Below are 12613 nucleotides of genomic sequence, written 5' to 3' on the forward strand. Positions count from 1 at the left end.
ATTTCATTTTTAGTGCTATCCTGTTTATTCTGTGATATAGTTGTAAATTTGAAGAAGAATTTATGGGCATTGCAAGCATATGAACGCTAAAACCCGTATTTTTGACAAAATTTTCCATAAAGTTTTGGAGAAACAGAAAGAATGGACAAATATTCATTTTTAAACGCTGCGCACACATCATTCTTTGCGGAGCAATACGATAAATACCTAACGAATCCAGATAACGTAGAGCCCAGTTGGAGGGCTTTTTTTCAGGGTTTTGATTTCGGTTTGGAAGGTTCCTTGGAGGATTTGGGCATCGACTCGGACAAGAGTGGCATGGTCGTACTCACCAATGGAAGAAAGGTGGAAATGCCGGAAACCCTGCAAAAGGAGTTCCAGGTCATCCGCCTGATTGATGGGTACCGTTCCCGAGGGCACCTCTTTACAAAGACGAACCCCGTTAGAGAAAGACGCAAGTACGAGCCTACCTTGGATATCGACAACTTTGGCCTTACCCAAGAAGATTTGGATACCGTTTTTGATGCCGGCAAAATCCTGGGCATAGGACCAGCATCCTTAAAAGAGATCATCCGTCACTTGGAGAGTATTTACTGTGACGCCATTGGGGTGGAGTATATGTACATCCGGACCCCGGAGCGTATCCAGTGGATTCAGGATTGGCTCAACAAAAACGATAACCATCCCGATTATACCCCAGAGGAAAAGAAGAATATTCTACGGAAATTGAACGAGGCTGTGTCCTTCGAAAGTTTCTTGCATACCAAATATGTGGGACAAAAGCGTTTTTCGCTTGAAGGGGGTGAATCTTTGATTCCTGCTTTGGACGTAATCATTGAAAAGGCTGCGGACCAAGGAGTGAAGCAATTTGTGGTGGGAATGGCCCACCGTGGACGTTTGAACGTCCTCACCAATATCTTCGGAAAATCGCCCAAAGATATTTTCAGCGAGTTTGATGGAAAGGATTACGAGGAAACCATCTTCGATGGTGATGTGAAATATCACTTGGGATGGACATCCAAGCGCGAGACCGATTCGGGCAAAATGGTCAATATGAACATTGCTCCGAACCCGTCCCACTTGGAAACCGTCAACTCCATAGTTGAAGGTATCGCCAGGGCCAAACAAGATAGAGACCATGGTGACAATATTTCCGAGGTACTCCCTATATTGATTCATGGAGATGCCGCCTTTGCAGGTCAGGGTGTGGTGTACGAAGTGATACAGATGGCCCGTTTGGAGGGATACACTACCGGGGGTACCATCCATATTGTGGTGAACAACCAAATTGGATTTACCACCAACTATTTGGATGCAAGATCATCAACGTACTGTACGGATGTGGGCAAAGTGACCCTTTCCCCAGTACTTCACGTAAATGCCGACGATGCAGAGGCCGTGGTGCATGCCACTACCTTTGCCTTGGAATATAGGATGCGTTACAAACGCGATATTTTCTTGGATCTGCTGGGTTACCGTAAATATGGTCACAACGAGGGTGACGAACCCAAGTTTACACAGCCCCTGTTGTACAAGTCCATATCCAAGCACAAAAATCCAAGGGATATTTATGCGGAGAAGTTGATTGCCGAAGGCATTATCGACGAGAACTACGTAAAAGAACTCGAGGAAAAATACAAGAACGATTTGGAGGAGAATCTTATGGATTCCCGTAAAATCGAAAAGACGAGAATTACCCCTTTCATGCAGGATGAATGGGAAGGGTTTGAGCAGGTTACCGAAGAGGTGATGCTGAAACCTATAGATACCACGTACGATCTTAAAAAATTGGACGAAATTGCCAAGAGCATTACCAAACTTCCGGAGGATAAAAAATTCTTGAGGAAATTGGAGCGATTGGTGGAAGGCCGTCATCAAATGTACTTTGAGGACAACAAGCTGGATTGGGCCATGGGTGAGTTATTGGCTTATGGATCTCTGATCGAGGAAGGTTATGATGTACGTATGACGGGGCAAGATGTGGAAAGGGGAACCTTTTCGCACAGGCATGCGGTCATCAAAACCGAAATGCACGAAGAAGAAGTGGTGTTGTTGAATGAGATGGGGGAGAACCAAAACGGGAAGTTCCACATCTATAACTCATTGCTTTCGGAATATGCGGTGATGGGATTTGATTATGGTTATGCCATGGCGAGCCCAAAAACATTGACCATTTGGGAAGCACAGTTTGGGGATTTCAGTAACGGTGCCCAAATCATTATTGATCAATATTTGTCATCCGCAGAAGATAAGTGGAAACTGCAAAATGGACTGGTGCTCCTATTGCCTCACGGATATGAGGGTCAAGGGGCAGAGCATTCATCAGCACGTATGGAAAGATACCTGCAATTATGTGCCAAGGACAATATGTTCGTGGCCGATGTGACCACCCCGGCCAACTTGTTCCATCTCTTCCGCAGACAAATGAAGGCCAACTTCCGTAAACCATTGGTCGTATTTACGCCAAAGAGTTTGTTGAGGCATCCCAAAGTGGTCTCGACAAAAGAGGAGATGGCCAATGGAAGTTTCCAAATGGTAATCGATGATGCAGATGTTAAGGCTAGCAAAGTGAAGACCTTGGTATTCTGTACCGGTAAGTTCTACTACGATCTTTTGGAGAAAAGAGAGGAGCTTGGCCGTGAGGAAGATGTGGCCTTGGTTCGTTTGGAACAATTGTTCCCGTTACCGGCCAAAGAAATGCGAAGCATTATCAAAAAATACAAGAATGCGGACGACATTGTTTGGGCCCAAGAAGAGCCTCGAAACATGGGCGCTTGGAGCCATATGTTGATGCATTTGGACGAGGCCAAACAATTTAGGGTGGCTTCCCGAAGATTTTATGGTGCTCCTGCCGCAGGTAGTGCCGTACGCTCCAAAAGACGTCATGCCGAAGTACTGGACTACGTTTTTGATAAGAGCAAGGACAATATGCAAATAAGATAATATCACGTATAAACGATAATAGAATGGTTTTAGAAATGAAAGTTCCCTCACCAGGGGAATCCATTACAGAGGTAGAGATCGCCGAGTGGTTGGTAGAGGATGGAGACTATGTGGAGAAAGACCAGGCCATAGCCGAGGTAGACTCGGACAAGGCAACATTGGAGCTTCCTGCAGAGGAGAGCGGAATTATTACCCTTAAGGCCGAAGTAGGCGACGCCGTAGCCGTTGGCGAAGTAGTATGCCTTATCGATACCAGTGCCAAAAAGCCTGAAGGTTCATCAGACGCTTCCGATAAAAAAGAGGAGTCCAAAAAAGAAGAGCCTAAAAAGGAGGCGCCCAAGAAAGAGGAGCCTAAAAAGGAAACCTATGCTTCTGGGACACCATCCCCAGCAGCCAAAAAAATATTGGATGAAAAAGGTATTGAACCTTCATCCGTTTCCGGTACTGGAAAAGATGGCCGTATCACCAAGGACGATGCCGTGAAGGCAAAGCCATCCATGGGTACGCCCACCGGAGGAAACCGTGGTGAGAGCCGATCCAAACTTTCCATGTTGCGCCGAAAGGTGGCCGAGCGATTGGTGTCTGCCAAGAATGAAACAGCGATGTTGACCACTTTCAACGAAGTGGACATGTCGGCGATTTTCGAGTTGCGTAGCCAATACAAGGAAGAGTTCAAGGAAAAGCATGGGGTGAGTCTTGGATTTATGTCCTTCTTCACCAAGGCCGTTATCCGCGCCCTTCAAATGTATCCCGCCGTTAACTCCATGATCGATGGCAAGGAAATGATCACCTATGAGTTCTGCGATATCAGTATTGCGGTGTCAGGACCGAAAGGTTTGATGGTGCCCGTTATCCGAAATGCGGAGAACTTGACCTTCAGAGGAATCGAATCCGAAGTAAAACGATTGGCCATCCGTGCCAGGGAAGGTGAAATCACTGTGGATGAAATGACTGGTGGTACCTTTACCATTACCAACGGAGGTGTGTTCGGTTCCATGTTGTCCACCCCGATTATCAACCCGCCACAAAGCGGAATCTTGGGCATGCACAATATTGTGGAACGAGCCATTGTTAGAGATGGTGCCATAGCCATTGCTCCGGTAATGTACGTAGCACTTTCTTATGACCACAGAATCATTGATGGTAAAGAGTCCGTTGGGTTCTTGGTGGCTGTGAAAGAAGCTTTGGAAAGTCCAGAAGAATTGTTGATGGACGGCGATGTTAAAAAAGCGTTGGAATTATAAGTGAATGTCATCTCGAGCGCAGTCGAGAGATTTATAAAACAAATGCCTTTACTTTTTTAAGTAGAGGCATTTTTTATGGTAGTCAATTACCGCTTTTCCCTTATTCAGGAGGTCGGCGCCAATAATGCCATCAACCGGCAAGGCATTGTGGTTGACCAAGGCTTGGTTGACATGGGTAAGGTCAAAAAGAACGACTTTCTGTTTTTTCTTTTTCCAGTCGCCGATTTGGATTTTGTTTTTGTTGGAAATCAAGGTTTCCATTTCCGTGGCGCCTGCTCCGGCAGCTTTAATGTCGGTTGCCTCTGATAGCATTTTAAAAAACTCGATTTTGTCCATGCCTACGCAGGTGTTGGAGGCTCCCGTATCCAAGATGAACCTACCCTTTACACCATTAATGCTGGCTACTAGTTCAAAGTGGTTGGTTTCGGTCAATACCAAAGGTATTTTAAGGTAGTCTTTGGATTTTAGGAATTTTTTGAGTGATGCCATATGGAAATATGCTCTTGAAGGGCTTTAATCGATAACAAAGTTTTGGGACGTCTAAGATAAGCCTATTTTTGTGTTATGTGTAAATCTCATTTCAGTAAGGTTACCGGTCTTAGTTTCATTTTGGCCATGATGATCTTTGTGTCTTGTAAATGGAAACACCATCAGGAAATTGACTCGATTGAAATTGCCGATGACTATATAGATGCGTTGAATGCATCGGATTACGATAAGCTGGTCGGGCTTTTTGTTGACAGTATTCGTTTTAATGAAATGGATTATATCCGAACCTTTAGTAGGGAAGAGTATCGCTCTTTGTTCCAGTGGGATTCTGTTTTTGCACCAACATATAGAATTTTGAACGTGAAAAAGGCAGGTGGAGAGCTTCATTTGAAAGTTTCAAAGGAATGTGAAAGAATTATTTTTTTGCATGAAAAGCCCTTTGTCACCAACGAAATCATGCAAATCAAAGACGGGGGCATCTATCAAATTGATGTTATCGAGTATGTTGATTTTAATGATTCCCTCTGGGTGGATAAAAGGGAAAAACTAGTGTCTTGGATTGAGAAGAATCATCCAGGGCTAAACGGATTTATTTATGACCAAACCAAAGAGGGAGCTGTCAAGTTTCGAAAGGCAATAGCCTTTTATAAGAACAGCAGAGATTTCAATAATCAGCAAGAAAATAACTAAATGGATTCCCGCCTTCGCGGGAATGACATAACAATTACTTATGATCATCACCGACACCCATACCCATTTATACAGCGAAGCCTTTGATGAAGACCAGGATGAAATGATGCAACGAGCCTTGGATGCCGGAGTAAAACGGTTCTTTGTTCCCGCCATCGATTCCACCTACACCCAATCCATGCTCGACTTGGAAGCCAATTATCCCGAGAATGTATTTTTGATGATGGGGCTGCACCCAACCCATGTAAAGGAAAATTACAAGGATGAGCTGGCCCATGTGGAACAATGGCTGGACAAGAAAAAATTCTATGCCGTTGGAGAAATCGGAGTCGACCTGTATTGGGACAAAACCTTATTGAAGGAACAGCAAGATGCTTTCGCCTATCAGATTCGGTTGGCGAAGAAACATCAATTGCCCATTGTAATTCATTGTCGTGATGCCTTTGATGAGGTATTCGAGGTATTGGAACAGGAAAAGGGGGAGGGGCTTTTCGGGATTTTCCATTGTTTTACGGGAACCTTGGAGCAAGCACATCGCGCCCTTTCCTACAATATGAAGTTGGGTATTGGGGGGGTGGTCACCTTTAAAAATGGTAAAATCGACCAGTTTTTGAATGAAATTGACCTTAAACACATCGTTTTGGAAACGGATGCACCCTATTTGGCACCGGTCCCCTATCGCGGAAAACGGAATGAAAGTGCCTATGTGGTTAAGGTGTTGGAAAAACTATCATCCCTTTATGGTATGCCGGAAGAAGACATCGCAGAAATCACCACAGCAAACTCAAAAGTGCTATTCGGAATCTGACCTATGAAAAAAAAGACCAACATATTGCTCATCTATACCGGAGGTACCATCGGTATGGTGAAGGATTATAAAACCGGTGCGCTCAAGGCCTTTAATTTTGAGGAGCTGGTGAAGAACATTCCAGAGTTGAAGCAATTGGATTGCAATCTTCGTGGTGTCTCTTTTGATGATCCTATTGATTCTTCCAACATGAATCCACATTATTGGGCCGTAATTGCATCCATTATAGAGGAGCATTATGATGATAACGATGGTTTTGTGGTGCTCCATGGCAGCGATACCATGAGTTATTCTGCGTCGGCATTAAGCTTTATGCTGGAAAACTTGGAGAAGCCAGTCATCTTTACAGGGTCGCAATTGCCCATCGGGGATTTGCGTACCGATGCAAAAGAGAACCTGATTACCTCCATCGAAATTGCCGCGCTTCAGAAAAAAGGGAAGCCCGTGCTGCAGGAAGTTGGACTGTATTTTGAGTACAAGCTCTACAGGGGCAATCGCACCACCAAGATCAATGCGGAACACTTTGAGGCTTTTGATTCCTTGAATTATCCACCTTTGGTGGAGTCTGGTGTGCATTTAAAGGTGCACCATAATTATCTGATCAAAAAAGTAACTAAAAACAAGTCGCTCCAAGTGCACAAGAAAATGGACAATCGGGTGGCGATACTCAAATTGTTTCCGGGAATCAACCAAAATGTGCTCCAAGCGGTACTGAACATTCCCGATCTAAAGGCATTAATCTTGGAAACCTACGGTGCAGGGAACGCTCCTATGGACGATTGGTTTTTGGATGCCATAAAAAAATCGGTGGAAAAAGGATTGCATATCATAAACGTGACGCAATGCTCCGGAGGAAGTGTTTTTATGGGGCACTACGAAACGAGCGAAAAGCTCAAGGAGATGCAACTGGTTAATGGCAAGGATATTACAACCGAAGCAGCTGTTACAAAAGCGATGTACCTATTGGGGACGGGGGTTCCCGACAAATTGTTCAAGACAATTTTTGAGACGCCGCTACGTGGTGAAATGGTGTAAAATTAACGCTCCAAATTTCTATAACTGATTATTTTTTTGTTTATTGGTCGCCCTAAATGAAACAATAGAGAGGTGGCCGAGTGGTCGAAGGCGCACGCCTGGAAAGTGTGTATACACCAAAAGTGTATCGAGGGTTCGAATCCCTTCCTCTCTGCAAGGTATTTTAGTTTTTCTATTATAAAATTTTTATATCTTTAACATTATTAACTAACTAAATTTAAGTTTAAGTAAAATGAAAAAAATATCCTTTACTCTGGCTGCTGCCGGAATGTTTGTGATGGGAACTACAACTGCGTCTGCAGCAATGTTGCAAGAAGAAGCTGAAGCCAGCAAAGGTTTCACCCAGGTATTGAAAGAGCAATTTATCCAAGGGGGACCTGCCTTCATGGGAATCGTATTGCTATGTTTGATCTTGGGATTGGCAGTTGCCATCGAAAGAATCATCTATTTGAATTTGGCAACTACAAATTCCACTAAACTGAAGCAACAAGTTGAGGACGCTTTGGCTTCAGGAGGTGTAGAAGCAGCCAAAGAAGTATGTAGAAACACTAAAGGACCTGTTGCGTCTATCTACTACCAAGGTTTGGATAGAGCTGACGAAGGATTGGAATCTGCTGAGAAAGCGGTTGTTTCCTACGGAGGTGTACAAATGGGCCAGTTGGAGAAAAACGTATCTTGGTTGTCCCTGTTTATCGCCATTGCCCCCATGCTTGGGTTCATGGGTACGGTAATCGGTATGATCCAGGCCTTCCAGAAAATTGCAGCTGTAGGTAACTTGAGTGCTTCCTTGATTGCAGGAGATATTCAGGTGGCGTTGTTGACAACCGTATTCGGTTTGATCACTGCGATTATCCTTCAGATTTTCTACAACTATATTATTGCTAAAATCGATAGTATCGTAAATGACATGGAAGACAGCTCCATCGCTTTGATCGACATGTTGGCTGCCCACAAGAAGTAATTACGAATTAAAAACTATCGAGAATCATGAATAAAATAGTTAAAATATTGCTCATCGTCATTGGATTGGTAGCTGCCGTACTTTGGTTCTCCCTTCCCTCTGCCGATGATCCAAGCGCCATCAACAGTGGAGCCATGAACTTTATGTTCGTCATTATGTATATCCTGTTGGCCATTGCCGTAATCACTACGGTTGTCTTCGGGTTTGCAAAATTGTTCTCTACTAAAGGAAGTTTAAAGAAGGCCCTTTTCGCCATCGGTGGATTGGCCATCGTAGTGGCCGTATCATACGGGCTTTCATCTGATAATATGGCCGTGGTCGAAGCAATGTCCGAAAGAGGCGTTGAGACTACGGAAGGAACTGTGAAAAACATTGGAATGGGATTGAACGTTTTCTTCATCCTTACCGCAATCGCGGTAGTTCTAATGGTAGTACCAGGTTTGAAAAGAATGTTTGTAAAGTAAAAAGTTGAATTATGCCTAGAAGAAAAGGAGCACCGGAAGTAAATGCCGGCTCCATGGCGGATATCGCGTTCCTCTTGCTTATCTTTTTCTTGGTGACCACCACCATTGAAACAGATGCGGGATTGGACAGGATGTTGCCGCCGATAGAGCCGCCAGATCAAGATGTTGTAATTAAGCAGAAGAACATTTTTACTGTGAACATCAACAAGAATGGACAGCTTTTGGTCGAGGATAATTTGATGGAAATGAAGGACCTTAGAAAGGCCGCCACCGCTTTCTTGGAGAACGGTGCAGACGGAACCTGCTCTTATTGCAAGGGTAAAAAGGACCCTTCCTCATCAGATAACCCAACAAAAGCCATTATCTCGTTGAAGAACGACAGGGAGACCAAGTATAGCACCTACATTACCGTTCAAAATGAGTTGGTTGGTGCTTACAACGACTTGCGTAACCGTGAAGCTCAGCGTTTGTACGGTAAGGATTTTACCGATATGGAAGCGGATTATTTGGATCCTGAAACCCCATCGAGCGTTAGAGATGACTTGAAAGACAAAGTGAAACGTATCCAGGATATGTTCCCACAAAAGCTTTCAGAGGCAGAAACCACAACCAATTAATAACTATTTAATATGGCCAAGTTTAATAAAAAGAAGGATGGCGATTTGCCAGCGGTATCAACAGCTTCGTTGCCCGATATCGTTTTCATGCTACTGTTCTTCTTTATGACAGTAACCACAATGAAAGATAGTTCTCTAATGGTTGCCAACACTCTTCCCAATGCTTCCGAAATCAAGAAGTTGGAGAAGAAGGATCGCGTTATTTACATTTACGTAGGAACACCTACGCAAGAATATCAAAAGGTTTTTGGTTCAGAGCCAAAAATCCAATTGAACGATAAGTTTGCCAATGTGGACGAAGTAGGTTCATTTATCTTGGCAGAACGTGCAAAAAAACCGCAAGAACTTCAAAATGTATTGACTACCGCTTTGAAAGTGGATAAGGAAGCCAATATGGGCCTTATTACCGATATTAAGCAAGAATTGAGAAAAGTGAATGCCTTGAAAGTGAATTATACCACTTACGAGGGAGATGCTTTTAACAATCTACAGTAGGCAATAGCTTAGATTTAGTGGGAAACGCTCCAAATTTTTAATTTGGGGCGTTTTTTGTTTTAAATTCACCTATGATTCGTTTTCTATTTCAATTAGCTCTTTGCGGCTTTCTCCTTTCCTCTGTATCTGGGTGGGGACAAGAAGCAACCGACAGCATCCAAGAGTTGGACCAAAAGTATCTGGAGGACCAGTTTTATACAGGGGTAGCCTACAACGTGTTATTGGATACGCCCGACGAGATGGATCAGCGCAATTTTAGCTATAACCTTCAAGTGGGTTTTATCAAGGATATTCCTTTGAATAAGAGAAGAAACTTTGGTTTGGGCCTCGGTGTCGGTTACGCGGCCAATTCCTATTATTCGAATGTGGTGGCCTCGGAAGAAGAGAATGGTATTGCGTACAACGTAGCGGTAGATGCTGACTTTAACCGTAGCAAGTTGGAAACCCATGCCATTGAGTTTCCCTTGGAACTACGTTGGCGTACTTCCACAGCGGCCGATTATAAGTTTTGGCGTGTATATGCCGGCGTAAAATTGGGCTACGTGTTCTCGGGTCGATCTAAATTGGTGATGGATAGCGGCAATGAATCGTTTTCCAATCCTGATATTGAAACTTTCCAATATGGCGTCATGTTGAATTTTGGATACAACACATGGAACGTCCACGCCTATTACAGTTTAAATTCCGTGCTTGCGGATGGGCCAACCTTGAACGGTACAGCTCTTGAATTGAACGTGCTGCGAATTGGGCTCATTTTTTATATCCTATAACCAGTATTTCAGAATAATCAACTGGGAACAGCTTCCCAGAAGAAACCCTATCAACAGTTCGTTGGCGGTATGCGCCTTTAAATATAGGCGGGAAGTGGCCACCAGACCCGTACAAAGCGTAAACAAACTAATGGCGATGGTAATGTTGATCTCAAAATGGATGCTCAGTGCCACTAAGAAGGTCAAGATGCTTCCCATACCCAAAAGGTGCATGCTGGTCTTAAATTTAAAGAACAATAGTATAAGTGTTGCAGACGTGGCCGTCAACAGTCCCGTAAAATAGTAAAAGAGCTCGTGTACGTAATTATTGGGTATTACTTTGTACAATATCATTAAAAAAATGATACAACTAATATAAAGCGGGTATTTGCGCTCTTGAACAGTGGGAAGGAATATGGAATGGATAATCCCCAAGTTCTTTAAGATCAGGAAAAAGATAATAGGGATGATGACAGTCAAAATAAAGATAGGGAGAATGTTGCCACTTTGGGTTTCCAAGGTGCTGTATGGGGCCACCAAAAAATAAGCAATCGTACCTCCAATCGGTATAAACAACGGATGGAACAGGTACGATATAATGTGGAATAGGTGGCGCATTAAATCTCTTTTCGTAGTCGGGCCACTGGAATGCCCAACTGTTCCCGATATTTGGCGACCGTTCGCCGGGCAATCGGATATCCCCTTTCCTTTAGGATTTTGGCGAGCTTTGCATCGGTGAGGGGCTTTTTCTTTTCCTCATCACGGATAACGGTTTCCAGGATTTTTTTGATCTCTTTGGTCGATACATCTTCGCCCTGCTCATTTTTCATTGCCTCGGAGAAGAAATCCTTGATCAATTTGGTGCCGTAGGGAGTGTCCACATATTTGCTATTGGCCACTCGCGACACCGTGGAAACATCCATGTCAATCCTATCGGCAATATCCTTCAAGATCATGGGGCGCAGTTTCCGCTCGTCTCCGGTCATAAAATATTCCTTTTGATATTCCATGATGGTATTCATGGTAATGTACAAGGTTTGCTGTCGCTGGCGAATGGCATCAATGAACCATTTGGCCGCATCCAACTTCTGTTTGATGAACATGACCGTATCCTTTTGGGATTTGGACTTTTCCTTGGCGTTTTTATACCCTTCGAGCATGTTGCTGTATTCTTTGGATACATGAAGCTCTGGTGCATTTCTGCCATTTAGGGTCAGTTCCAGCTCCCCGTCCACGATTTTAATGGAAAAATCGGGCACTATGTGCTCTATCATTCGGGTATTTCCCGAGTAGGAGCCTCCTGGCTTGGGATTCAATTTTTCAATTTCCGAAATGGCCTCCTTAAGCTCTTCTTCGGAAACGTGATGTTTCTGGATGAGCTTGGTATAATGTTTCTTGGTAAAATGTTCAAAAGACCGTTCTAGGATATTAATGGCCAAATCTATTGAAGGTTTTGGCTCTTTGCGTTTGAGCTGAATGATCAAACATTCGTCCAATGAACGGGCAGCCACACCAGGGGGGTCGAGATCTTGTACAATACCAAGCACCTTTTTGATCTTGTCCTCTTCCACATATATGTTCTGGGTGAAGGCCAAATCGTCCATAATGTCCGCAAGGGGTCTGCGGATATAGCCACTTTCATCCACGCTGCCCACCAAAAACTCAGCTATGGCCCATTCTTCATCATCCAGATAGACGGTATTGAGCTGGTTGAGCAAATATTGGGTAAAGGATGTTCCCGCCGCGTAGGGGACCCGTTTGTCCTCGTCGTCCGCACTGTAATTGTTGGCTTGGGTGCGGTAATCGGGGATTTCATCATCACTGAGGTAATCGTCTATGTTGATCTCCTCGGTGTCGATGTTTTCATGGTCCTCCGATTCATCATAGGTATCCTCGTACATATCATCCAAGGTATCCGTTTCCTCTTTGCCGCTCTCCAATGCAGGATTTTCCTCCAGCTCTTGCTTCAATCGCTGTTCAAAGGCCTGCGTGGGCAATTGAATCAGTTTCATGAGCTGAATCTGCTGCGGAGACAGTTTTTGGGAAAGTTTAAACTGTAGATGTTGCTTCAGCATATGAATTGATGAATTGGAATCTTACCTTTTAAAATACTAAAAT

13 protein-coding genes and 1 tRNA gene are annotated in these 12613 nt (G+C 43.9%); 11 read left to right on the forward strand and 3 right to left on the reverse strand.

Translation table 11 applies throughout. The annotated features are described in order from the left end of the window. Window positions 1-141 precede the first annotated feature (141 nt). Window positions 142-2943 carry a 2-oxoglutarate dehydrogenase E1 component gene (locus RBB12_RS08820; protein WP_306013742.1) on the forward strand — a complete coding sequence of 934 codons (2802 nt, stop codon included), beginning with the start codon at window positions 142-144 and terminating at the stop codon, window positions 2941-2943. Window positions 2944-2966: 23 nt separating this feature from the next. After that, window positions 2967-4187 (forward strand): 2-oxoglutarate dehydrogenase complex dihydrolipoyllysine-residue succinyltransferase, encoded by a 1221-nt coding sequence (odhB, locus tag RBB12_RS08825; protein ID WP_293287293.1) that lies wholly within the window; start codon window positions 2967-2969, stop codon window positions 4185-4187. Between the two features lie 48 nt (window positions 4188-4235). Here the strand turns inward: odhB and RBB12_RS08830 are convergent, their stop codons facing one another. Continuing rightward, window positions 4236-4676 (reverse strand): retropepsin-like aspartic protease, encoded by a 441-nt coding sequence (locus tag RBB12_RS08830; protein ID WP_306013741.1) that lies wholly within the window; start codon window positions 4674-4676, stop codon window positions 4236-4238. Window positions 4677-4751: 75 nt separating this feature from the next. Here RBB12_RS08830 and RBB12_RS08835 point away from each other — a divergent pair, with 75 nt between their 5' ends. The 9 genes from RBB12_RS08835 (at window position 4752) to RBB12_RS08875 (ending at window position 10516) form a co-directional block, all read left to right on the forward strand. Further along, on the forward strand, window positions 4752-5366 hold the full coding sequence (locus RBB12_RS08835) for a hypothetical protein (RefSeq protein WP_306013739.1): 615 nt from the start codon (window positions 4752-4754) through the stop codon (window positions 5364-5366). A gap of 40 nt (window positions 5367-5406) precedes the next feature. Then, the gene (locus RBB12_RS08840; RefSeq protein ID WP_306013738.1) at window positions 5407-6174 is read left to right on the forward strand and encodes a TatD family hydrolase; all 768 of its coding nucleotides are present in this window, start codon (window positions 5407-5409) and stop codon (window positions 6172-6174) included. 3 nt (window positions 6175-6177) lie between these two features. Next, window positions 6178-7209, forward strand: a complete 1032-nt coding sequence (locus tag RBB12_RS08845) for an asparaginase (RefSeq protein WP_306013735.1) — start codon at window positions 6178-6180, stop codon at window positions 7207-7209. A 66-nt stretch (window positions 7210-7275) separates the two neighbouring features. After that, window positions 7276-7363 (forward strand) — tRNA-Ser (locus tag RBB12_RS08850). A 78-nt stretch (window positions 7364-7441) separates the two neighbouring features. After that, the gene (locus RBB12_RS08855) at window positions 7442-8170 is read left to right on the forward strand and encodes a MotA/TolQ/ExbB proton channel family protein (RefSeq protein WP_127142235.1); all 729 of its coding nucleotides are present in this window, start codon (window positions 7442-7444) and stop codon (window positions 8168-8170) included. 26 nt (window positions 8171-8196) lie between these two features. Next, window positions 8197-8634 carry a hypothetical protein gene (locus RBB12_RS08860; RefSeq protein WP_179383632.1) on the forward strand — a complete coding sequence of 146 codons (438 nt, stop codon included), beginning with the start codon at window positions 8197-8199 and terminating at the stop codon, window positions 8632-8634. 11 nt (window positions 8635-8645) lie between these two features. Further along, window positions 8646-9251: a biopolymer transporter ExbD gene (locus RBB12_RS08865; RefSeq protein ID WP_179383633.1), complete on the forward strand. Its 606-nt coding sequence runs from the start codon at window positions 8646-8648 to the stop codon at window positions 9249-9251. Window positions 9252-9263: 12 nt separating this feature from the next. Further along, window positions 9264-9746 carry a biopolymer transporter ExbD gene (locus RBB12_RS08870; protein WP_179383634.1) on the forward strand — a complete coding sequence of 161 codons (483 nt, stop codon included), beginning with the start codon at window positions 9264-9266 and terminating at the stop codon, window positions 9744-9746. A gap of 71 nt (window positions 9747-9817) precedes the next feature. Then, complete coding sequence (locus RBB12_RS08875; RefSeq protein WP_306013734.1) at window positions 9818-10516, forward strand: porin family protein; 699 nt, start codon at window positions 9818-9820, stop codon at window positions 10514-10516. Here RBB12_RS08875 and RBB12_RS08880 read toward each other — a convergent pair. Further along, entirely contained in the window at window positions 10511-11113 is a 603-nt protein-coding gene (locus RBB12_RS08880; RefSeq protein WP_179383636.1) for a hypothetical protein, read from the reverse strand. The genes RBB12_RS08875 and RBB12_RS08880 overlap by 6 nt on opposite strands. Next, window positions 11113-12570 (reverse strand): RNA polymerase factor sigma-54, encoded by a 1458-nt coding sequence (gene rpoN / locus RBB12_RS08885; protein ID WP_306013733.1) that lies wholly within the window; start codon window positions 12568-12570, stop codon window positions 11113-11115. Before rpoN ends, RBB12_RS08880 begins: the two co-directional genes overlap by 1 nt. Between the last annotated feature and the right edge of the window lie 43 nt (window positions 12571-12613).

It is taken from the genome of Allomuricauda sp. MMSF_3307, from assembly GCF_030733585.1.
Taxonomy (GTDB): Bacteria; Bacteroidota; Bacteroidia; order Flavobacteriales; family Flavobacteriaceae; genus Flagellimonas.